This window comes from Rhodoferax ferrireducens T118 (assembly GCF_000013605.1).
In the GTDB taxonomy this organism is placed as follows: domain Bacteria; phylum Pseudomonadota; class Gammaproteobacteria; order Burkholderiales; family Burkholderiaceae_C; genus Rhodoferax; species Rhodoferax ferrireducens.
On sequence record NC_007908.1, the window covers coordinates 1,531,589 to 1,554,562 of the forward strand.

At 60.0% G+C, this 22,974-nt stretch carries 18 protein-coding genes; 7 read left to right on the forward strand and 11 right to left on the reverse strand.

The window, feature by feature from the left end; translation table 11 throughout:
- Positions 1-75: 75 nt before the first annotated feature.
- The 5 genes from RFER_RS07160 to RFER_RS07180 form a co-directional block, all read right to left on the reverse strand.
- A complete protein-coding gene (locus RFER_RS07160; protein WP_011463725.1) occupies positions 76-2,391 on the reverse strand; it encodes an NADP-dependent malic enzyme in 2,316 nt (771 codons plus the stop codon).
- Between the two features lie 189 nt (positions 2,392-2,580).
- A complete protein-coding gene (locus tag RFER_RS07165) occupies positions 2,581-3,090 on the reverse strand; it encodes a hypothetical protein (RefSeq protein ID WP_011463726.1) in 510 nt (169 codons plus the stop codon).
- Positions 3,091-3,208: 118 nt separating this feature from the next.
- On the reverse strand, positions 3,209-4,117 hold the full coding sequence (locus RFER_RS07170; RefSeq protein WP_011463727.1) for a DMT family transporter: 909 nt from the start codon (positions 4,115-4,117) through the stop codon (positions 3,209-3,211).
- Positions 4,114-6,411 carry a putative bifunctional diguanylate cyclase/phosphodiesterase gene (locus tag RFER_RS07175; protein ID WP_011463728.1) on the reverse strand — a complete coding sequence of 766 codons (2,298 nt, stop codon included), beginning with the start codon at positions 6,409-6,411 and terminating at the stop codon, positions 4,114-4,116. Before RFER_RS07175 ends, RFER_RS07170 begins: the two co-directional genes overlap by 4 nt.
- Positions 6,408-7,427, reverse strand: coding sequence for a TRAP transporter substrate-binding protein (locus tag RFER_RS07180; protein WP_011463729.1), 1,020 nt, complete (start codon positions 7,425-7,427; stop codon positions 6,408-6,410). The genes RFER_RS07175 and RFER_RS07180 overlap by 4 nt, the downstream gene beginning before the upstream one ends.
- A gap of 221 nt (positions 7,428-7,648) precedes the next feature.
- Here RFER_RS07180 and RFER_RS07185 point away from each other — a divergent pair, with 221 nt between their 5' ends.
- A complete protein-coding gene (locus tag RFER_RS07185) occupies positions 7,649-8,644 on the forward strand; it encodes a quinone oxidoreductase family protein (RefSeq protein WP_011463730.1) in 996 nt (331 codons plus the stop codon).
- 75 nt (positions 8,645-8,719) lie between these two features.
- On the opposite strand, the gene RFER_RS07190 is transcribed toward RFER_RS07185, so the two are convergent.
- The 4 genes from RFER_RS07190 to RFER_RS07205 are packed head-to-tail and all read right to left on the reverse strand — an operon-like array spanning position 8,720 to position 14,771.
- The gene (locus RFER_RS07190) at positions 8,720-10,366 is read right to left on the reverse strand and encodes a Na/Pi cotransporter family protein (RefSeq protein ID WP_011463731.1); all 1,647 of its coding nucleotides are present in this window, start codon (positions 10,364-10,366) and stop codon (positions 8,720-8,722) included.
- A 25-nt stretch (positions 10,367-10,391) separates the two neighbouring features.
- On the reverse strand, positions 10,392-10,901 hold the full coding sequence (gene lspA / locus RFER_RS07195; protein ID WP_011463732.1) for a signal peptidase II: 510 nt from the start codon (positions 10,899-10,901) through the stop codon (positions 10,392-10,394).
- Positions 10,901-13,795 carry an isoleucine--tRNA ligase gene (ileS, locus tag RFER_RS07200; protein WP_049765622.1) on the reverse strand — a complete coding sequence of 965 codons (2,895 nt, stop codon included), beginning with the start codon at positions 13,793-13,795 and terminating at the stop codon, positions 10,901-10,903. Before ileS ends, lspA begins: the two co-directional genes overlap by 1 nt.
- 7 nt (positions 13,796-13,802) lie before the next feature.
- Positions 13,803-14,771 carry a bifunctional riboflavin kinase/FAD synthetase gene (locus RFER_RS07205; RefSeq protein ID WP_011463734.1) on the reverse strand — a complete coding sequence of 323 codons (969 nt, stop codon included), beginning with the start codon at positions 14,769-14,771 and terminating at the stop codon, positions 13,803-13,805.
- Between the two features lie 165 nt (positions 14,772-14,936).
- Here RFER_RS07205 and RFER_RS07210 point away from each other — a divergent pair, with 165 nt between their 5' ends.
- The 3 genes from RFER_RS07210 to RFER_RS07220 all read left to right on the forward strand — a co-directional run bounded on the left by RFER_RS07210 (position 14,937) and on the right by RFER_RS07220 (position 18,990).
- Positions 14,937-15,494: an HNH endonuclease gene (locus RFER_RS07210; RefSeq protein ID WP_011463735.1), complete on the forward strand. Its 558-nt coding sequence runs from the start codon at positions 14,937-14,939 to the stop codon at positions 15,492-15,494.
- A gap of 175 nt (positions 15,495-15,669) precedes the next feature.
- Complete coding sequence (locus tag RFER_RS07215; RefSeq protein WP_011463736.1) at positions 15,670-17,985, forward strand: DUF1631 domain-containing protein; 2,316 nt, start codon at positions 15,670-15,672, stop codon at positions 17,983-17,985.
- A 189-nt stretch (positions 17,986-18,174) separates the two neighbouring features.
- Positions 18,175-18,990, forward strand: a complete 816-nt coding sequence (locus RFER_RS07220) for a DNA ligase (protein WP_244095825.1) — start codon at positions 18,175-18,177, stop codon at positions 18,988-18,990.
- A 158-nt stretch (positions 18,991-19,148) separates the two neighbouring features.
- Here RFER_RS07220 and RFER_RS07225 read toward each other — a convergent pair whose 3' ends face one another.
- The gene (locus RFER_RS07225) at positions 19,149-19,358 is read right to left on the reverse strand and encodes a dodecin family protein (RefSeq protein WP_011463738.1); all 210 of its coding nucleotides are present in this window, start codon (positions 19,356-19,358) and stop codon (positions 19,149-19,151) included.
- A gap of 213 nt (positions 19,359-19,571) precedes the next feature.
- Complete coding sequence (locus tag RFER_RS07230; RefSeq protein WP_041790338.1) at positions 19,572-19,778, reverse strand: hypothetical protein; 207 nt, start codon at positions 19,776-19,778, stop codon at positions 19,572-19,574.
- A 245-nt stretch (positions 19,779-20,023) separates the two neighbouring features.
- On the opposite strand from RFER_RS07230, the gene RFER_RS07235 reads away from it, so the two are divergent.
- The 3 genes from RFER_RS07235 (at position 20,024) to RFER_RS07240 (ending at position 22,938) form a co-directional block, all read left to right on the forward strand.
- Positions 20,024-20,368 carry a c-type cytochrome gene (locus tag RFER_RS07235; protein WP_011463739.1) on the forward strand — a complete coding sequence of 115 codons (345 nt, stop codon included), beginning with the start codon at positions 20,024-20,026 and terminating at the stop codon, positions 20,366-20,368.
- Positions 20,369-20,627: 259 nt separating this feature from the next.
- Complete coding sequence (locus RFER_RS23405) at positions 20,628-20,783, forward strand: DUF3096 domain-containing protein (protein ID WP_011463740.1); 156 nt, start codon at positions 20,628-20,630, stop codon at positions 20,781-20,783.
- Positions 20,784-21,591: 808 nt separating this feature from the next.
- Positions 21,592-22,938: a dicarboxylate/amino acid:cation symporter gene (locus RFER_RS07240; RefSeq protein ID WP_011463741.1), complete on the forward strand. Its 1,347-nt coding sequence runs from the start codon at positions 21,592-21,594 to the stop codon at positions 22,936-22,938.
- Positions 22,939-22,974: the final 36 nt, after the last annotated feature.

The window sequence follows — 22,974 nt, forward strand, 5'->3', positions numbered from 1 at the left end:
GTTCATGCACCACCTTCGTCCCGGCTTTGACCAGCCGCTGTCAGGCGAGCCGGTCAAAGGTTTGTGGCTGTCGCTTTACCGAGATAGGCCCTTGCCATGATCCGCATTGGCCACGGCCAGGGCCGTCATGTTGACCACGCGCCGTACCGTCGAAGATGGCGTGAGCACATGGGCCGAGGCGGCTGCACCCAGCAAGATGGGGCCGACGGTGACGCCGTTTCCGCCCGTGACTTTAAGCACATTGAACAAGATGTTGGCGGCGTCCAGGTTGGGGCAGATCAACACATTGGCCTCGCCATGGAACTTGCTGTCCATCAGGGCGGCGTTGCGCATGTCCTCTGACAGCGCGGCATCGCCATGCAGTTCGCCGTCGGACTCCACATCGGGCGCCATTTTGCAGAACAGCTCATGGGCCAGACGCATTTTGACGGCCGATTTGCGGTTGGAGGAGCCGTACATCGAGTGCGACAGAAAGGCAACCTTGGGCGGCAAACCAAAACGACGGACTTCATCGGCCGCCATCACGGCGATGCTGGCCAGTTGCTCGGCGTCCGGGTCTTCATTGACGAAAGCGTCTGCGATAAACAGCGTGCGCTTCTCCAGCATCAAGGCGTTCAAGGTTGCAAATCCGCAAGCACCCTCTTTAACCCCGATCACATCACGGACATGCTCCAGATGCACGTCAAAACGACCCAGCAGTCCACACAACATGGCATCGGCATCGCCGAGTTTGAGCATCAAGGCGGCAATGGTGGTACTTGAGCGGCGCACGGCGGCCTTGGCGGCTTCGATGGAGACACCACGGCGGCCCATCAGGCGGTGGTAGGTTTCCCAGTATTGGCGAAAGCGCGGGTCGTCTTCGGGGTTGACGCACTCCAAATCGGTGCCCAGACGCAGGCGCAGGCCGGCTTTGAGCAAGCGCGCCTCAATGACGGCCGGCCGCCCAATCAGGATCGGCCGGGCCAGCCCTTCGTCCACCACCACCTGCACGGCGCGCAGCACCCGCTCGTCTTCGCCTTCGGCGTAGGCCACCCGTTTGGCTTCAAGGGGCACGGCTTTGGCGGCGGTGAATACCGGGCGCATGATCATGCCGGTCTGGTAAACAAAACGTGACAACTGCTGACGGTAGGCGTCCATGTCCTTGATGGGGCGGGCGGCCACACCGGACTCTTCGGCGGCTTTGGCCACGGCGGGCGCAATGCGCAGGATCAGGCGCGAGTCAAAGGGAGTTGGAATCAGGTATTCGGAGCCAAACACCAGCTCCTTGCCAGCATAGGCATTGGCCACTTCCTCGCTGATGTCGGCCTTGGCCAAGTCGGCAATCTGGCGCACGCAGGCCAGTTTCATGGCCTCGGTGATCTTGGTGGCGCCGCAGTCCAGCGCGCCTCTGAAAATGTAGGGAAAACACAGGACGTTGTTGACCTGGTTCGGGTAATCCGAGCGGCCGGTGGCGATGATGCAATCGGGGCGCACTGCTTTGGCCAATTCAGGGCGAATCTCGGGTTCCGGGTTGGCCAGCGCCAAAATGATCGGGCTGCGGGCCATGGTTTTGACCATGTCCTGCGTCAGCACACCGGCGGCTGAGCAGCCAAGGAAGACATCGGCCCCATTGACAACATCGGCCAGCGTGCGCAATTCGGTTTTCTGTGCAAAAGGGGTCTTGGATTCATCGAAACCACCGGGGCGGCCTTCATAGATCACGCCTTTGGAGTCACACACAAAAACGTTTTCGCGCCGCACCCCCAGACCCACCATCACACCCAGGCAGGCCAACGCGGCGGCGCCAGCACCCGAGACTGCAATTTTGACTTCCTCAATGCGTTTTCCAACCAGTTCCAGTCCGTTAAGCAAGGCCGCGCTGGAGATGATGGCCGTGCCGTGCTGGTCGTCATGAAACAGCGGTATGTTCATGCGCTCGCGCAATTTCTTTTCAATGTAGAAGCATTCGGGCGCCTTGATATCCTCCAGGTTGATGCCGCCCAGGGTGGGCTCCATCGCCGCAATGATCTCAATCAATTTGTCGGGGTCGCGCTCGGCCAGTTCAATGTCAAAAACATCAATGCCGGCAAATTTCTTGAACAGACAGCCCTTGCCCTCCATCACCGGCTTGGAAGCCAGCGGTCCGATATCGCCCAGGCCCAATACCGCTGTGCCGTTGGTGATGACACCGACCAAATTGCCGCGCGAAGTGTATTCAGTCACCAGCGAAGGGTCGGCCTCAATGTCCAGACACGGGTAGGCCACGCCGGGTGAATAAGCCAACGACAAATCGCGTTGGTTCGACAGCGGCTTGGTCGGGGTGACCGAGATCTTCCCGCGCGTGGGGTTGCGATGGTAGTCGCGGGCTGCTTCACGCAGGGCATATTCGGCGGGGGAAAGTTCTTTGGTCATCTCATTCTCCTGATTTGATTTGCAAACAGTCTGGATTTAACACTCCTGTGCCATCCTAATCCCAAATTGGCGCGTCTCCGAAAGCGCTCGCGACTCCTTTGATCGAGCGCAGGAAATCTTGCTGATTAGTTGAGGAAAGAGCTGGCTCGCTTGGCGTCGCTGCGGCATGTCCCGCAAAGTCTGGACTATTCAGAGCTGTCCCTCAGTCAGGGTGTCAAGCTGGAAGCGGCCGCTTTTGTCCCAGAGCCAGGTATCGGTGTAAGTCACGCGGCCCATGCGCACGGGCGTCGGAAAGGGCGCGGCCTGACGCACGGTTTTCTCGATCTCGGCGATCACTTCGGGCGCATGCTTGGGCGGACGCAGCCAGTGCAGGCGGGTGATCCGACCCTGGCCATCGACGTCAACCTCCAGCACGCCAATGGCGTACAGCAACGCGGGCAATTGGCCGTGAAATATGCGCTCCGCATTCTTGCCATAGATGTGCCTGGCGGCATCGGTTCGATAGGCACGGGGGTCGTTCGCACCAGAGACAAGGGGCAATGCAGGGGGGGCAGGTCGACTGGCAACCGGTGGCTCTTTGGCAGGCGCTGGCGTCGGCGATATCGGCACCGTGCTGGGTGTGCAGCCTGCCATGATGGCGGCCACACTGGTGACGGTGCTTGCCAGCAGCGTGTTGCGGCACTTGATGTTTTGATTCATGGTGCGTCTCCGGCGTGAACAAGGGTTTTTGCAGTTGCTCATTATGGCCGCCGGTCCATGCGCAGGAACATACCGGCTTGCAGGCAGAGAAAAGATCAGAATTCAGGTCAAGTTTCGTTCAGCGCCGCATAGATGACACCGCAATGCCGCCCACGATCAGAATGAATGCCAGTGCGTGGTACAGGTGTGGTGTTTCGCCCAAAAATGCACTGGACAGGATGGCGGCAAAAAGCGGTGTCAGGTTGACAAAAAAACCAGCCACGGATGGACCGACCCTTGCTACCCCGGCGTCGTAACAGCGGTAGGCCAGCACGGCTGGCCCGGCGGCAATAAACAGGAGAGCACCAGCCAGGGGCCAGCCCCCTTGCAGCCGCCCCAGTCCCCAAGACCACTCCGCACCCGCAAACAAGCCCGACCAGACCAGCCCGAGTGCAATTTGCGCCAGCAAAAAAGCCGACCAGTCGCGCCGAATGTCAGGTGGCTCGGTGGTGGGGTGGGCCAGCATCCAGCTGTAGTAGGCCCAGGCGGCCGAAGCCAGCAAAATGTACAGGTCGCCCGCTACCAGGTGCACCTGCAGCAACAACTCAAGCTGGCCACGGCTCAGGACCACCAGCACGCCGCTGATCGACAGCGCGGCACCCAGCCACTGGCGCCCCGAAATGCGCATGCCAAAAAACACCCAGCCAATCAGCAGCATCCACACCGGGGTGATGGAGCCCACCAGTGTCACGTTGATCGGGGTAGAGGTGTTCAGCGCCAGGTAGAGCAAGGCGTTGTAGCCGCCAATACTCAGCAAGGACAGGCCCGCAAAGCGCTGCCAGCCAGCCCACAGTGCACTACCGCGGCGCAGCACGGGTGCCGCCAACGGCAGCAGCAGCACAAAAGCAATCACCCAGCGCAGCAGGTTGAGCGTCATGGGCGAGACCTGGGGGGCAATCAGGCGTCCGATCACGGCGTTGCCCGCCCACAAAATTGGCGGCAGCGTCAGCAGCAGGGCTGCGGTGGGGGTGAGCCTGGGGTGCGTCAAGGCAGGGCCGGTGCTGCGCCCAACAGGGCTTCAAAGTCGGGCAGGGCAGTGGGCTTGCCGAACAGGTAGCCCTGGTACAGGGTGCAGCCATGCAGCGCCAGGAATTCTTGCTGCGCCGGCGTCTCGACGCCCTCGGCAATCACGCTCAGACCCAGGCTGCGCGCCATGCCGATGATGGTTTGAACAATGACATCATCGGTGGCCTGAAGGCCAATGTTGCGCACAAAGGACTGATCGATTTTGAGCTGGTTCAGCGGCAGCCGGGTGAGGTAAGACAGTGAGGACTGCCCGGTGCCAAAGTCGTCCATCGAGAACCGCACCCCCAGGTCTTTCAACTCGTTCATCTTGGCAATGGTGTCCATCACGTTGTCCAGCACCAGTGACTCCGTCAGTTCCAGCTTGAGCAGGTGCGGCTTGATGCCGGACTCGTGCACGACGGTGCTGACTTGCGCCACAAAGTCCGGTTGGCGAAACTGGCGCGCGCTGACGTTGACCGCAAGATGTAAATCGCAGGCCCGAGGATCACCTTGCCAGCGCGCCAGTTGCTGGCAGGCCGTGCGCAGCACCCAAAGGCCGATCTGGTTGATCAATTCACTCTCTTCCGCCACCGCGATGAACTCCACCGGTGGCACCAGGCCGCGTAGCGGATGCAGCCAGCGGATCAGGGCCTCGGCCCCGACCACACCTTCCTGCAGCTGGTACTGGGGTTGGTAGTACAACGCAAACTCGCCGCGCACCAGTGCGGCCTGCAAATCATCTTCAAGCTGGGCATGGGCCGTGATGCTGGCTTGCATCTGCGGGTCAAAAAAGCACAGGTCGTTGCGTCCGCGTGCTTTTACCTGGTACATGGCGATATCGGCTTGTTTGAGCAAATCTGCCGCCGTAATGGGCGTTGTGGCCTCGAACAGGGCAGCGCCCACGCTGCAGGTGCTGCGGTAAGTTTGCGTCATCAGCACGTAGGGCTGGTTGAGAGATGCCAGAATCTTTTCGCCGATGCGCCGAGCCAGGGCGGCGGCTTCCAGGCTGTGCTCGGCCAGGTCTTCGAGCATGACGACGAACTCGTCGCCACCCAGGCGCGCGACTGTGTCCTGTTCGCGCAGGCAGGTCTTCAAGCGCTGGGCAACCTGTTGCAGCAGCAGGTCGCCCACTTCGTGCCCCAAGGTGTCGTTGAGGGTTTTGAAGTGGTCCAGATCCAGAAACAGCAGGGCACCACAGCGGCCGCTGCGCGCGTTGGCGCTCAGGGCATGCTGCAGCCGGTCCATCAACAATCTGCGGTTTGGCAAGTTGGTCAAGGGATCAAAAAATGCCAGTTGCTCAATCTCGGCCTTCGACGAGGCAATGGCCTGGCGGGCCTGTGCCAGGCGTTCCAGGTACCACAGGGCCAAGCCGCCGGAGGCCAGAATCATCAAGGCAAACAACAGCGATACGCCCAGGATGAAATTGCGCTGCTCGCGCCAGTTCGCCAGCACGGCATCGATCGGGATGCTGGCGGCAATGAAGATATCGCGATACAAAGTTGGTTGTGCCAGTACGATGGCGGCCTGGCCGCTGAGCCGTGCCGCCCCGCGTAGCACCTGTTTTTGCGTGCCGACTTGGCCCAGCGGCGGCGACAGTTGTGTGCCCCACAGTTGCTCCTGAGCCGGTTCGCTCGACAGTAACTGCCCGTCGCCGCGCTCGAGCGTGATTTCCAGCCCACTGATGCTGACACCCTGGCTCAGGATGGCATTGAGCAGTGACACCTGTACCTCGGCCACCGCCAGCACTCTGGAATTGTCGGCCAGTTTGATGGGGCGCCCAAAGTAAATAACCCGCTCTGAGCTGGCGAAATTGACGACCGGTGCGCTGATGCTCAACTCCGACATGGGTTGTGCCAACGCCTGCGCCACAAAGCCGGCTGGCAGCCAGGAGTCCAGGGCGACACCATCGACATCCGATGAGGCCAACACGTGGGCCTGAGCATCGAGCAGCGCGAGATGGCGCACCATCAGGTTTTGCTGCACGGTGCCATGCATCTGTCGGCTGGCCGCGGCGGAATCAATCCAGTCCGGCACCAGCAGTGACAGGCCCAGCTGCTCGTCCTGGCTGGCAAGCAACACATCCACGCCCAGCAGGCTTCGGTTAAGTGCCACCACGGCACCACTGACAAAGCGTGCGGCTTCAGCTTCGGCCTCGTTCACGGCGGCCTGCTTGAGCGACCACACCAGGCTGGCGGCGGCCAGCGCGAGCGACAGCAGGAACGCACCCGCCAGCCCCAGCACCCAGACTGTGATTCGTGGCAACTTCAAGCGCGTCATGGGGCGAGTGGTGCCGGGATGCCGCGCGCTGGACCGATGGTCTGGTTCCAGACGTCAGCGCAGCGCACGCTGCAGCGTGCGATCCAGCGTGGCAGCACGGTGGCGCGAAAAATCTCCTGGCGTCGGCGTTCGTCGGCTGCCGAGAGCGGAACTTCGACCATGCTGCCCCGACGTGAGTTACCGCAGGCCTGCGCGCCGGTGTTGCAAGCCAGACCCGCGCCGGTCTCGCGCTCGCTCTCGGCCCAAATCGTCGCTTCAAGCGCGGGTAGCTCGCGGCGCAGCAAGGCCTTCAGGTCGGGCGCAAGGGCGTCCCAGGCCGCCAGGTTGGCGCCAAAAATCGCCAAACCCCAAGTCACCGGCAGGGTGTGCAGATGGGTGGTGACCTCATCCAGCCCGAGCTTATGTCCCGACATGGTTCCGGTGATGGCGCACTCGGTGTTGTTGGATGCCATGTTGTCCATGATCTGGGCAAATCCGGTGAGCACCGGCACACCGCCCCATGCGCTGACAAAGTCGGATTGACTGGCTGACGAGACGCGGATACGCCGACCGGTCAGATCCACCAGGCTGGCAAGTGCACGCCTGCAAAAAATCACTTGAGCCGGGTAAATATAGAGCGCCAGGACTTCGATGCCGTGGCGCGTGCGCAGCTCTTTTTCCAGGTAGGGGCGAAAGGCGGCCACGCTCTGCTTCAGGCTGGCCATATTCGGGTTGAGTCCGGCCAGGTCGGGCGCGCTGTATTGAGGGTATCGTGCAGAAAAAGAACTCATCAGTGCCGTGCCAAAGGGCACGACGCCAAGCTCAATCAGCCGCAGCATGTCACTGCCCGGCACCCCGGCCCGGTCAAACGGCACGATATCGGCATCGTACTTGCCGGCGCTCAAGCGGGCCAGGGTCTGGGTCCAGAAGGGGGCTTCGTTGCGCGTGTACTGGTTCAGGTTTGCCAGTCCGCCGACGATGCGCAGCTTTTGAAGGGGCGGTGCCGGCGGCGTTTGCGCCCAACCGGCGCCAACCATCAGGGCGCCAGTCAGCAACGTGGCTGCGGGGCGCAGCAAGCGCAGGATTAAACGGGAACGGGGAAACGGTGACTGTGGCATGGTGGCTAAAGCGAGGCCCCCATTCTGGCAGCAAATCTCCAAACGCTCGGACGCGCCGGACCCGTGGAAAATACGCGGCCAGCCCGCCAGCGTCATTTCATGGCAACATGCCGCCTTGTTGCAACTTCAGGAAAACCACCATGAGCTCCTATCCTTCTCGCGCCATCCAAATTGACCAAAACGGCGGACCTGAGCAACTCAAACTGGTGAATGTCACGGTGGGCGAGCCCGGCCCCGGCGAGATCCGCATCCGCCATCACGCGGTGGGCCTGAACTTTATCGACGTCTACCAGCGCAGCGGCCTGTATGCCATGCCCATGCCGCTGCGGCTGGGCATGGAGGCCGCGGGTGTGGTGGAGGCGGTGGGCTCGGGTGTGACGCACCTGAAGGTGGGCGACCGCGCCGCCTACGCTTCTCAGCCGCCCGGCAGCTACTGCGACTTGCGGGTGCTGCCTGCCAAATGTGTTTGCAAGCTGCCCGATGCGATTTCATTTGAGACCGGTGCGGCCATGATGCTCAAGGGGCTGACGGCGCAGTATCTGCTCAAGCGCACCCAGCCCCAGGGTGGCCTGCAGGCCGGGGACTTTGTGTTGTTTCACGCGGCCGCCGGTGGCGTCGGCCTGATTGCCTGTCAGTGGGCCAAAGCGATGGGCCTGCAACTGATCGGTACGGCGGGGTCGGATGCCAAGTGCGCGCTGGCCAAGGCGCATGGGGCTGCGTATGTCATCAACTACGCCACAGAAGACTTTTTGACGCGGGTGAAAGAAATCACCGCCGGCAGAGGCGTCAAGGCGGTCTACGACTCGGTCGGTAAAGACACCTGGGACAAGTCGCTCGACTGTCTGGCGCCGTTCGGTTTGATGGCCAGTTTTGGCAATGCGTCGGGACCGGTGGCGCCGTTTTCGCCGGCCATTCTGGGACCCAAAGGCTCGTTGTATGTGACGCGACAAACCTTGTTTACCCACATCGCCACCCGGGAAAGCACGCAGGCCATGGCGGACGATTTGTTTGCAGTGGTCACCAGCGGCCAGGTCCGCATTCGCATCGACCAGCGTTACAGGCTGGAAGACGTGCAGCAGGCGCACCGCGATCTGGAGGCACGCAAGACCACCGGTTGCACGATCTTGACGCTTTGATTATTTTTGGATCAAACACGGCTCCAGCCCCCGATGGATGGACCTGAGCCGCTATCAAAATTTATTTTTTGGTCGCTACTCGGCGGTGATTGGCGCGCGCAGACGGTTGGGAACCAGGGCGCCGGCCGCCTCCAGAATCGGGTAGGCAATCGAGCAGATGTGTGAGTTGATGCGCTTGAGGTCGCTGATCAGATCCAGGTGCAAGGAACTGGTTTCGATACTGGGCAAGGTGTTGACGCTCAGACGATCAAGGTGGGTGGTGGCGTATTCGCGTTCCAGATCACGAAAGCGGGTTTTTTCTTCCAGCAGTTTTTGTGCGTCGCGCAGATTGCCGTTGAGAAACACACTCACGCTCAGGTGCAGATTGCTGACCAGGCGGCTGTGCAATTCGGTAATTTCTGCCATACCCGCAGGCGAAAACTGCCGGCCGGTTCTGATTTTCTTGTTTTCAACGTCTTCAAGTACCCGCTCAACGATGTCGCCAATCTGCTCCATGTTGATGGTGAAGGTGATGATGTCGGTCCAGCGGTGCCCTTCGTTCTCGCTCAGGGCCTCACGTGATATTTTGGTCAGGTAGTACTTGATGTCCGAGTACAACTCGTCCACCGTATCGTCCATTTTTTGCAGCGACTGGGCCAGCAGGAGATCGTTGTTTTTGATCACCGGCAGGATGCCCCGCAGCATGGTCTCCACCACGTCAGACTGGTACATGGCCTCGCGCACTGCACACGACAGGGCCACGGAAGGTGTCGGCAACGCCGACGCGTCCAGATGACGCTGGCGCCCAGTGCTGTTGGGGGCCGGCGGGAGCCAGTATTGCGCCCAGCGCGCCACCACCTGGGTCAGGCCAATGAACAGCAGGCCGACCAACAGGTTAAAGCCGAGATGAAACAAGACAACGCTGGTTGCCTTGTCGCCCAGCACGGGGCTCAAATGGCGCAACCACAGGCCGACCAGTGGCGCCACCAGGGCCACGCCCAACACCTTGAACACCAGGTTACCCATCGGCACCTGGCGTGTCTGCACATTGGCGCTGAGGGTGGTCAAAACCGCCAGCAAGCCACTGCCCAGGTTGGCCCCCAGCACCAGGCCGAGCGCCACGTCCACCGGCACCACGCCGCTGCTGGCCAGCGTGGCCGTCAGCAGCACAATGGCCAGGCTGGAGTAAGACAGCACCGACAACACGGCTCCGACCGTGATCTCCAGCCACAAATCGCTGCTGAGTGACGCCAGCAGGGCCCGCATGGCCGGGGCCTGGGTCAGCGCGTTGGCTGAGACCGTGACCAGGTGCAGCGCCAGCAACATCAGACCCAAGCCAATCAAAATGCGCCCCACGTAGCCGACGGTGGTGGACTGGCGGGCAATAAACAGCACCACGCCGACAAAAATGAACAGCGGCGACAGCCAGGACAGGTCGCGCGAAAACAGCAGAGCCATCAGGCTGGTGCCAATGTCGGCGCCCAGCATCACGGCCAGTGCCGCGGGCAGGGTCATCAATGCCTGGCCGACAAATGCCGAGGCAATCAGTGCCGTGGCCGTGCTGGACTGCAACAAGGCGGTGACACCAATGCCTGACATGACGGCTGTGAAACGGCTACCGGTGCTGCGGGCCAGCACCCGGCGCAGGTTGGCGCCCAGCACGCGCAGGACGTCGGCGCGCACCAGATGCGTGCCCCATACCAAAAGAGCAATGGCCGCCAGCAGGTTCAGCAGATGAGTCAACGTGTTTCCTCGGCCGGCCGACCCGCTAGCGCCCGCGCCGCACGCGCAGCAGTTCGTCCAGGATCAGACAGGCGGCACCCACGGTAATGGCGCTGTCGGCCACGTTAAACGCCGGAAAATGCCAACCGTGCCAGTGAAAGTCCAGAAAATCGACCACGTAGCCAAACCGCACGCGGTCGATGACGTTGCCAATGGCGCCGCCCAAAATGCAGGCCATGGAAAAGGCAAACAGTCTTTGCCCGGCGTGCGACTTGAGTAGCCACAGAATCAAGCCCGCTGCCAGCACGCCGATGACGGTGAAGAACCAGCGCTGCCAACCGGATGCACCGGCCAGAAACGAGAACGCCGCGCCGCTGTTGTGCGCTCGCACCACATTGAAAAAGCTGGTGACGTAGGTGCTGTCACCCAACTGGTAGAAGCCGAGGATCATGACCTTGGTGAACTGGTCGGCCATCAGGATGATGGTGGCCAGGCCCAGCCACTGCAGCATGCTGGCCGAGCCGGTCGACGTGGCCGAGAAGGTGCGGCGCGCCATCAGGCAAACACCCGGTCTTCGCCGGCGCCATACAGGTTGCTGCTGCAGCGGCCACAGATCGTTGGGTGGGCACTGTCATGGCCCATGTCGTCAACGTAATGCCAGCAGCGCTCGCACTTTATGCCATTTGAGGCACTAGCCCTTATGGATAGGGTATCGCCAGCTATTAATTCAATAGCAGATGTGATGAAGACGAATTTCAGGTCGCCAGCCAGACTGGCCAGCAGCGCGTAGTCGTCACCGCCCACGGTGAGTGCCACGTTGGCTTGCAGCGAGGAGCCGACCTTGCCGTCAGCACGCAGGGCTTCGATCTCCTTGTTCACCGCATCGCGAATCTCGCGAATGCGGGTCCATTTGGCCAGCAAGGCCGTGTCGGGTGCATCGAGCTCGACGTAGGTGTCCATGAAGATGGACTCTTTGTTGTTGACCGGCGTTTTGCCCGCCGCCCCCAATACGCCCCAGGCCTCTTCAGCGGTAAAGCTCAAAAATGGCGCCATCCAGCGCAGCATGGCTTGCGTGATTTGCCACAGCGCGGTTTGGGCGCTACGCCGCGCCAATGATTTGGGCGCGGTGGTGTAGAGCCGGTCTTTCAGCACGTCGAGGTAGAACGAACCCAAATCTTCCGAGCAATAAATCTGCAGCTTGGCCACGACCGGGTGGAATTCATAGACCTCGTAATGGGCCAGGATGTCGGCTTGCAACTGGGCGGCGCGGGAGAGAGCGTAGCGGTCAATCTCCAGCATCTGCTCCTGCGGCACGGCGTCCGTGGCCGGGTCAAAGTCGCTCACATTGGCGAGCAAAAATTTCAAGGTGTTGCGGATGCGCCGGTAGGTGTCCACCACACGCGCCAGAATTTTGTCGTCACCGGCAATGTCGCCCGAGTAGTCGCTGGCCGCCACCCACAGGCGGATGATTTCGGCGCCGAGTTTCTTGCTGGTTTCCTGCGGATCGACGCCGTTGCCGGCGCTCTTGCTCATCTTGTGGCCCTTGCTGTCCACCGTAAAGCCGTGCGTCAGGATGCCTTTGTAGGGCGCGCGGCCGTACATGGCACAGGCCGTTAACAGCGACGAGTGGAACCAGCCGCGATGCTGGTCGTGGCCTTCCAGATACAAATCAGCCTCCGGGCCATCGGGGTGGCCGCTGCCGGGATGCGAACCCTTGAGCACCGTGGTGTGGGTGGTGCCGGAGTCAAACCAGACTTCCAGGATGTCGCTGCTCTTCGTGTACTGCAGCGCGTCTTGTGCGCCCAGGATGGACTCGGTCGTGGCCTTGCTCCAGGCTTCGATGCCGCCTTGTTCCACCATGCTGGCTGCGAGGTCGAGAATCTCCATCGTGCGCGGGTGCAACTCGCCGCTGTCTTTGTGCAGGAAGAAGGGCAGCGGCACGCCCCAGCTGCGCTGTCTAGAGATGCACCAGTCGGGCCGGCCGGCAATCATGTCGCGCAGGCGGGTCTTGCCGTTTTCGGGATAGAACGCGGTGTCTTCAATCGCGTCCAAGGCCAGTTGACGCAGCGATTTGGGCGCCTTGTCTTTGGTGAAAACTCCAACGCCATCGTCCATGCGAATGAACCACTGGGCGGCGGCGCGGTAGATCACCGGGGTTTTGTGGCGCCAGCAATGCGGGTAGCTGTGCACGATGTTCTCGCTGGCGAACAGGCGGCTGGCGTTGCGCAACGCATCGATGATGACCGGGCAGGCTTTCCAGATGTGCTGGCCGCCAAACAGGGGCAGCTCGGGCGCGTAGGCACCATTGCCTTGCACCGGGTTCAGGATGTCGTCATAGGCCATGCCGTGGGCCACGCAACTGTTGAAATCCTCCACCCCATAAGCGGGGGCCGAATGCACCATGCCGGTGCCGTCTTCAGCGCTGACATAGTCGGCCAGATAGATCGGGCTCAGCCGGTCAAAACCAGCGTCGACATGGGCGAACGGGTGCTTGAAGTTGATGCCAGCCAGCGCCTTGCCGTTGGCGGTGGCGAGAACCGTGCCAGTCAGGCCGAAGCGCTCCAGACATTTGCCAACCAGGTCTTGCGCCAGGACCAACAAGCCGCGCTCTGTATCCACCAGCGCGTAGCTCAACTCCGGGTGGGCATTGAGCGCCTGATTGGCCGGAATAGTCCAGGCGGTGGTGGTCCAGATCACGGCGAACGCGTCTTTGGCCAGCGTGGTCACACCAAAGGCGGCTGCCAGTTTGGCGGGTTCTGCGCACAAGAAGCCCACGTCCAGCGTTTGTGATTTTTTGTCGGCGTATTCAATCTCGAACTCAGCCAGGGACGAGCCGCAATCAAAACACCAGTACACCGGCTTCAAACCCCGATAGACAAAGCCGCGCTCCACCACGCGTTTGAAAGCCCGAATTTCGTCGGCTTCGTTTTTGAAGTCCATGGTGCGGTAGGGGTGGTCCCAGTCGCCCAAAACGCCCAGACGTTTGAAGTCCTCGCGCTGCAGGTCAATCTGTTCGGTGGCGTAGGCGCGGCTCCTGGCCTGCATGTCGTCACGCGCGAGCTTGCGGCCATATTTTTTTTCAATGGCGTTTTCAATCGGCAGACCGTGGCAATCCCAGCCGGGAATGTAGGCCGCGTCCATGCCTTTGAGCTGGCGCGCCTTGACGATCATGTCTTTCAGAATCTTGTTGACCGCATGGCCCATGTGGATCTGGCCGTTGGCATAGGGCGGGCCGTCGTGCAGCACAAACTTCGGGTGACCACAGCGGGCAGCGCGCAGTTTTTGGTAGATGCCCTGATCTTCCCACTGCTTGACCCAGACCGGCTCGCGCTTGGGCAGGTCGCCGCGCATCGGGAACGGGGTGTCGGGCAGGTTCAGGGTGCTGCGGTAGTCGGGTTTGACTGCCGGGCCCCCAGTTGAAGTGACGGGCGTGGTGGTGTTTGTGGTCATGGTGGCGCTATTTTGAAAAGTACGCACGCGCATCAAGGCAATCCTGTGCGATGCCTGCGGTGAGGGCGTCCAAAGAGTCGTACTTCAGCTCGTCGTGCAGTTTATGGAGAAGTTCTACCCGAATAATTTTACCGTAGGCCCCCTCGGGCCCCAGGGTATCTGGCCAGTCCAGGCAATGGGTTTCCAGCAGCACCCGGCCGCCGTTCACATCGCGCGGGTCCAGCGACGGCCGAATGCCCATGTTGGCTACGCCAGCCAGCGGCGCCGGGCTCAGTCCATGCACCAGTACCACAAAAATTCCGCTGGCAGCCGGCTTCCAGTGGGCAAAGCGCAGGTTCAGGGTTCTGAAACCCAGTGCCCGACCCAGCTTGCGGCCGTGCACCACATGGCCCGAGATCCGATACGGTCGGCCCAACAAACGCGCCGCATCTTGCAAGCGGCCCTGGCCCAGTGCCTCGCGCACGGCTGAGCTCGATACCCGCAGGCCATGAACTTCGTAGCTGTTCATGCGAGCGACGTCAAAGCCTTGGGCCACGCCTGCGGCATCAAGCAAAGCATAGTCGCCCGCGCGCTTGGCGCCAAAGCGGAAGTCATCACCCACCAAGACATATTTGGCACCCAGCCCCTTGACCAGTACCTCGTCGATGAAGGCCTGCGGCGATAGCCCCGCCAGGCGCGCGTCAAACGGCAGAATGACCGTCTGGTCAACGCCGCTCAAGGCCAGATCGGCCAGCTTGTCGCGCAGTGTGCCGATGCGGGCCGGTGCCAGATCAGGCTGGTGGCTGGCGGCCGCGAAATAGTCGCGCGGATGGGGCTCAAAAGTCATGGCGCAGCTCGGCACCCCGCGCTGCTGGGCCTCGCCTTTGAGTAGTGCCAGCATGGCCTGATGGCCCCGATGCACGCCGTCAAAGTTGCCGATCGTCAGGGCGCAAGCCTGGGCCACGTCGGGATGGTGAAAACCGCGGAAAACCTTCATTGGGACGTTATTGTTTTAATAGCAGACTGCGCAGGTCGCTTAAGCGCTGACAGTCAATTTGACACATAAAGGGTATATTGTGTCTTAGAGGCAGGGTAAAGCGTTATTGTCCACTGCCAGAGACGGTTGCATTTCGTGTCAAAGGATTTATCCAGGAGGCGTGTTTTGAAAGTCTTGAAGCTGTCAGCCCAGGGGCTGCCCCAATCGTGGATTTCGCTGGAGCAGGCGGTGATTCATTACGCCGCTGCCGAGGTGCGCTGGGAAATGGGCGCGCAGATCGCCGTGTTTCACGGCGGGCACAACGCGCTGACCGGCGCGCAGTCCATCATTACCGTCAACAGCATCATTGGCACCAAGGGCGTGCCCAGCATCAATCCTTTCCATCTCAAGCCGGGCCTGACCAATGCCAAATTGTTCGCGCGTGACCGCCAGCTTTGCGCCTATTGTGGTGAACAGTTTGACGAAGAAACCCTCACTCGCGAGCACATCATCCCGTTCGCACAAAACGGCATCGACACCTGGATGAATGTGGTGACCGCCTGCCGCCCTTGCAACCACCGCAAGAGCCACCGTACTCCCGAGCAGGCGGGCATGCCGCTGTTGTACGCGCCTTATGTGCCCAGCCTGTGGGAAGATTTCATTCTGCGCAACCGTCGCATTCTGGCCGATCAGATGGAGTTTTTGATGGCGCATGTGCCCAGGTCATCTCGGCTACTGGATTGAGCGGCAAGCCGGCCACAAGGGCATTGCCTTGTGTCTAAAATGGGCCGTTGCCCCCCTTTACAACTGAGGTTTGCCAGGGGTGCTACGCGAAGCGCATGAGCGGTCAAGGTGCTTCAGGTTCGTGGTTCGGGCGCTACCCGCCCGGAAATATCAGAGATCGCTTAGCAATACAGTGATGGCCAATCGCCCATTTTCAGCTTCCGACCCCGCGAGCCGTGATTTACGTCGTCCGGCGCGTCACCTTCTGCGCAGCCTGATTGGCAAGACGCTGGCCTTTTTTGTCGAGCGTGAAGACGACAACCTGACACGGGTGCGCGAGCATTTGATGGATTTGCTGGACGCCCGGCCATCGCCGGTTCGGGCCCAAAACCTGCGCTCTGCCCGCCAGTTGCTACACAAGCAGGCGGACGTCTTCAATCGGGCTTTCCAGGCCGCCCTGCAGACATCGATGGACGAGGAAATGCGCGCGGTATTGCCCGAGGCGCCAGCGTCCGCGGTTGCCAATGACACGTCGGCCGACCCGCTCGATGGCATGACCCTGTCATTGATTGACGTGTGCGAGGTGGAGCGCATTTTGCTGGTGGATCGTGTTGCACAACGTTTCACGGCGCACTACGACGCCAGTGTGAGTGCGCTGACCCAGCGGCTGGGGGTGTTGTTGGGGCGGGACGTGGCGGCGCTGTCGAGCAATCCGTTTCGCCCTGAAGTGTTTGTGCGCGCGTTTCTGCTGGCCTGGGAAAACAGCGGGCTTGACAAGCAGGCCACTGAGGATCTGATGTTGTCGCTTGACCCGCTGCACAGCATTGATTTGACCCCTTTGTACGCTGACCTGAACGCTATGCTGACGCACGCCGGCATAGCGGCGCAGCCCGCACGTCGCGTCATAAAGTCAGAAGGTGCGGGCTCTTCCTACCTGCCCTTGAGTCCTGCCTCGGCGCATGCACACCTGCAAGGCGGTGAGATGCGGTCGGGTCTGGGTGACCTGGAACCTGAGCGGGCACGCTCGGCATGGGACGCGCTGGCGCCGGCCGGACGCAGCATTGCCTCGCATGCGCGACAGTTTCTACAACGACTGGGCCTGGCTTCGTCGTCCGGGCAGAACGACTCGGGTGCCGGTGAGGGCGCGGACTGGACGCCAGCGGATGGCCATGAAACCCGCACCTACCTGGCGTCGGCTGATCCTGAATTTATGGGTTATCTGGGTGATCTGCAAGCCGGTGCGCAGGCCGAGTCGGCCGAACGGATTTTGCCCGGCCAACATCCCGGCGACCGCAACGTCCTGCGCCAGATGCGCGATCGCGACGAGGTCCGTCGCGCCCCCGAACTTGATCGAGGCACGGTGGATGCGCTGGCCGAAGTGTTTGATTTCGTTTTTGCCGATCAGGCCATTCCCGTGCAGATGAAGTTTGTGATTGGCCGCTTGCAGATTCCTGTGCTCAAGGCGGCCATGATTGACCGCGATTTTTTTCTTTCCGCCGATCACCCGGCGCGTCGGCTGGTTGATACGCTGGCGCAGGCGTCCATTGCCTGGGCGCCCGAGAAGGGGGAGAGCGACCCGCTTTATGTGCGCATCGAGAACACGGTCCAACGCGTATTGACCGAGTTTGAAGATGACCTCGCCCTGTTCAGTGAGCTGCTGGCGGAGTTCACCGAATTCCTGTTTGAAACGGAGCAGCAGGCACAAGGGCGGATTGAACCGGCGGTGGACCACGAACGCGTGGGTGAGTCATTTGAGCAGGCATTGGCGCACGCCGACGAGGTGATTCACGCCCGCATTGCGGCGCTGCCGTCAGAGTTGCCGCTGGCGCCTTTTCTGGCACCCTTCCTGACGACCCAATGGCGTGAGGTACTGGCGCGCGCCTGGCTGAACGTGCAAGCCAGTGCGGCGCCGTGGGACAGTGCCGTGACGTCGATGGACCAGTTGATCTGGTCGACCCAGCCGAAAACGCGCATCGAAGAGAGACGTCAGTTGGTGGCGCTGCTGCCCGAACTGGTGCGTCGTCTGAATGCGGGGCTGGACGCGATCGAATGGGTGGGTGAGCCCCGCGCCACCTTCACCCGGCGTCTGATTGCGACCCATATGATGGCCATCCGGATGACGCAAGCAGCGTCGGTGGACAGCATGTCAGCCGCATTGGAGGCGAACGCTGGCAAGGAGGCGATGAACGAGCTGGAGCAGCGCCGATCGGGCCAACTGGCCGGTTCGGTGGATGATTTTGATGCCATGGCGCAATCTTTCACACGTGGGCTGTGGTTTGATTTCTTGCTTGATGAACACACGCAGCATCGCTGCCTTTTGAGCTGGGTCAGCCCCATGCGCACGCGCCTGCTGTTTACCAATCGCGATGGTTTTGATGCCTTCGTACGCTCCGAGCGGGAGGTGGCTGCGCTGCTGCGCCACGGCCGCCTGCATGTCATCGACCAGCAACCCATCGTGTCGCGGGCACTTGACCGCATCATGTCGGAGGGGGAGCGCAAGCAGGTGGCCTGAGCTGGTCAGCCGGGTCACCCCTGCGGCGCCCATTCAACCGTTCCATAATTGCGCTGCGCTTGATCAGCTGCTGCATTTTTCACAAACCAGTAGCCGGGAGAAAGAACGATGGCCCATCCATTCATCAGCCGACCTTTCAGCTGTTTAACGCTGCTCTTGGGTTCGGTGTTTTCCCCTGGGGCGTTCGCTGTGGCAGACACGACTGCGGTCGACACGCAGGACGTATCCGTATCGCCCCCCGCGCTCATGCTGGCCAAGTACTGGCAGTCAGGTGTTGATCCGGCGGCTTTTCTTGTCAGTGAAAAGCTCGATGGTGTACGCGCGTTTTGGGATGGGCACACCTTGCGTTCTCGCAGCGGTCGGCGCATTGCGGCACCCGACTGGTTCACCTCCGCTTTGCCGGCCACTGCGTTGGATGGCGAGTTGTGGTTGGGACGAGGCAGTTTTGATCGTCTTTCTGGCATGGCTCGGCGCAACACGCCGGTTGACGCCGAATGGCGCGAATTGCGCTACATGATTTTTGACCTGCCTGGTGCAAGCGACACTTTTGCCCTGCGCGTCCAGCGCCTGAATCAGGTGGTGGCCAATGCCCGCCAGCCGTGGCTGCAGGTGGTGGTTCAACAGCGCGTGCCGGATGCTGCCGCGCTGCAGGCTTTGTTGCAGCAGACAGTGCAAAATGGCGGCGAAGGACTGGTCTTGCACCGCACCAATGCCCTCTGGTCGCCCGGTCGCAGCGATGTGCTGCTGAAACTCAAACCGATGCCCGACGAAGAGGCGCGCGTGGTGGCGCACCTGCCCGGCAGAGGCCGCAATCAAGGGCGCATGGGCGCCTTGCTGCTGGAGATGTCCAACGGCCAGCGGTTTGCCTTGGGCACTGGCTTTGCAGACGCCCAGCGCGCCGACCCACCGCCGGTGGGATCGTTGGTGACCTACCGCTACCGCGATCGCACCCCCAAGGGCTTGCCGCGTTTTGCCTCCTTCTTAAGGGTAAGGGCGCCGGAATAGCTTGCTGGCCAAATTCAATAGCCATCGGCCACACACCCTGCATCCCCCAGCCGAACCAATGCAGAACCCCAAGAGTTAAAAAAAGACCTGGCCGGTCATGACGCAAGCACCTTCCTATGCATCAACGGGGGTACGGTTGCTGGCGATCGGTGCGATGCCTACTTGTCACCGCCGAGCACAAACGTGACCTGCATGTTCACCCGATAGGCCGAGATGCGACCGTCTTCAATGGAGACCTTTTGTTCCTTGATCCAAGCACCGCGCACGTTGGAGACGGTATCGCAAGCCCGGGTAATACCTTGGTTAATGGCATCCTCAAAACTGATTTTGCTGGTGGCGCTGACTTCAATGACTTTGGCGACGCTCATGGCAAGACTCCTTAACGAGGGTTAAATAAGAGTTCATGCTAACAATAGCGGCTGTTTTTCGATGTAGGAATGTATCCCCCAACGCTGTCATCCTCGGGAGCATTTCTTTCATGCCTCTTGATGAGGAGGACGCAGCTCGGCGCTGGCTGGAGACGGTTTGCTTGCCCGGCATCAAGGCTGGGGCCATCGGCCACCAACTGATGAGTTCGACAGTCAGGAGATTGGGGAACTCGCCTGAATCTGTTCTATCTTTGCCCTTGCTTGATGCAAAAGCTCGTTAAGCTCCAGTACCAACGCGTAGGGAGTCCCATGCGTTTCGTTGGCGAGTCGTCGTCCCATTTCTTGGACAACTGCGAGCAATTCTGAAATTTCTTCAACAGTTTCACGTCTCTCTTGCTCTTGTGAGTCATCGATTTGCATAAGGATAGACCTCTGTGAATTGAGTAATTTCGCTGCCCCGTTTGAGTAACACAGGGGGGCGATCAATTTGAAATCGTAGACTAATCGACATATGGACGTTTGTCCAGTTCTGCACAAGGGCCAAGTGAGAAGTGTCAGGTTGCTAACGCGTAAAGTCTTGTAAGCAAAATTTGCCGTCGTCATCACATGGCTTTTGCATTGCGTTGAGCATATGAGGCTTATACCTGGCCTTTAAGGAGTTTCAAATGAAGAAGTTTTCCCTCTCCCTCGTTGGCGCCTCTGCGCTACTGGCGTTCGCCACCATGCTTCCGGCCCATGCCGCCGTTGATGTGGACGCGGCTCAAGCCTTGTTCAAAAAGAATGAGTGCACCAAGTGCCATTCAGTGGACAAAACAAAATCAGGTCCGGCATTGAAAAAAATTGCACTCAAGTACAAGGGCAAACCGGACGGACAAGAAAAAGTCATCCAGCAAATCACGACTGCACCCAAGGTCAAGACGGAAGATGGAACCGAGGAAGAACACAAGGTTATCAACACCAAGGACCCGGTAGCCCTCAAGAATCTGGCCGACTGGATTTTGTCGCAATAGATCTATTCGCTGACGAATTCACAAGCAGCAACAGGAAAATCCAGCACTGCGCCTGGCGTGGCAGGCAGTTTTACAGCCATGAGTTTCAAAGCGATCTTTACCTTCTTGGCGCCTCAGGGCCTTCTGTCCCACACGCTATCGCCGCAACGGTACAGTAGACGTCTGGCTTACTTGGTACGGCAGCGCACAGACCTGCGGTGGGGCGCTGTCACATCATGCAAAGTGTGTACTTTTTTGACTCAACAGCATTGGAAATATCATGAACCTTCACCTCAGTCTGACACCCCTGATCTCGCTTATTGCAGGGATTCTCATATTGGTCATGCCCAAGCTCTTGAATTTCATTGTGGCCATTTACCTGATCATGATCGGACTAATCGGCTTGTTTGGTGCCGGGGCGCTTCACCTCAAATAAAGTCGTCGGAAAGGCTGTGTTGGCGGGCCAGGGCAAGCATGGGCAGAAGTTCGCGTCGGCTGGCCGGCTGGCTATGTGTTTGATCACAGGTATTGACAATGAAAACGCGGATTGTCATTGCCATGTTGTTGGCAACGGCCTGTTTGGCTGCTTGCTCTCATGAGCCAATACCAAAAGCCAGTGTGCAGGTGTGCAATGATGTGATGCGGGACTACGATGCCGCTGTCCGTGGTGGCAATGTCGAGGCGACTGCGGCTGCCAAGACTCGGGTTCTTCAAGCGTGTTATAGGCGGTCAGACAGGACACCGACTTTGCAGGAACCCATTTCAATCGGAGCAGAGCGCAAAGCCGCTGCGCCGGTGAAGGCGGCGCCTGCGGCCCCAACGATTGCAGTTCCCAGCGCGCCGAGCGTGCTGACGACATGTGATCCAGGTGGCTGCTGGGACAATCTCGGGAACCGCTACAACGGCACGGGCGCGACTCTGATTGGCCCCGCTGGAAGACCCTGCATCCGCATCGGTGACTGGATCGAGTGTCGCTGAGCAAGCCATGGATTTTTGCGTGAGTTGTCATGGACTTGAACCAAAAAAACCTCCTGACTGTTGGCTTCTGCAAGCTGAGTAGAGGTCCAGCCCGAATGTTTCTTTTGGAACTAAGGGTAAACCCTACTGTTGAACGCCACAGTTGGCGGGTTAGCGACGGGTACGTACGATCGGCGACGTTTCCGCCTTGCCGTACGCCGATTGGTTGTGCCCGCGAAGAAGGCGAATGACCAACCTTTTTTATAAACCCGTTCAAGGCCAAAGTCATGTCAAAGACATCAGCGCGCAAGCCACTTTACAAGTCACTCTATGCACAGGTCATATTCGCCGTCACCATCGGCGTGTTGCTGGGGCACTTCTATCCTCAGTTGGGTACCCAGATGAAACCTTTGGGCGACGGTTTCATCAAGTTGATCAAAATGATCATCGCGCCAATCATTTTTTGTACCGTCGTGGTCGGCATTGCCGGCATGGAAGACATGAAGAAGGTGGGTAAGACAGGTGGTCTGGCTCTCCTCTATTTCGAAGTGATGTCTACATTGGCCTTGGTGGTTGGTTTACTCGTCGTCAACGTATTGCAACCTGGCACGGGAATGCATGTGGATCCGATGTCACTGGACACCAAAGGAATTGCCGCTTACACGGCGCCCGGGAAGATGCAGGGTTCTGTGGATTTCCTGCTCAATGTCATTCCATCCTCGGTGGTTGACGCATTTGCCAAGGGTGAGATCCTTCAGGTCTTGTTGTTCTCCGTATTGTTTGGCTTCGCGCTGCACAAGTTCGGCGGCCGCGGCACGATGGTGTTTGATTTCATTGAGAAGTTTTCCCACGTGTTATTCGACATCGTCGGCATCATCATGAAGGTCGCTCCGATTGGTGCCTTTGGTGCCATGGCGTTCACGATCGGGAAATACGGTCTGGGTTCGCTGTTTTCTTTGGGCAAACTCATGGGCGCGTTTTACTTGACCTGCCTGATCTTTGTTTTCGGGGTATTGGGCATCGTTAGTCGTTTAAATGGTTTCAGCGTGTTCAAGTTTGTGCGCTATATCAAGGAAGAATTATTGATCGTGTTGGGCACCTCGTCTTCAGAATCGGTGTTGCCACGCATGATGGAAAAGATGGAGAACTTGGGTGCGCGCAAGTCGGTGGTCGGGTTGGTGATTCCAACCGGCTACTCCTTCAATCTGGACGGCACCTCGATTTACCTGACCATGGCAGCGGTTTTCATCGCCCAAGCCACGGACACGCCGATGACGCTGATGCAGCAAGTGACCCTGTTGGCCGTGCTGCTGCTGACCTCCAAGGGCGCAGCAGGTGTCACAGGCAGCGGGTTTATTGTGCTCGCGGCCACCTTGTCCGCAGTGGGGGGCGTACCAGTGGCGGGTTTGGCACTTATTCTTGGAATTGACCGCTTTATGTCTGAGGCGCGGGCGTTGACCAACTTGGTGGGTAACGGTGTGGCAACGCTGGTGGTGGCGAAATGGACAGGGGATCTGGACATGACCCGCTTGCACCAGGGGCTGGATAACCCAACGACGCGGGAGTCGCAGGAGCCGGAGGCCATTTTGGACTTGCAGGTCACGCACATGGATGTGATGAAGGCCAAGAACTGAAACGGTTCAGTCTATGCCGAATGAGGGCAGTTCCCG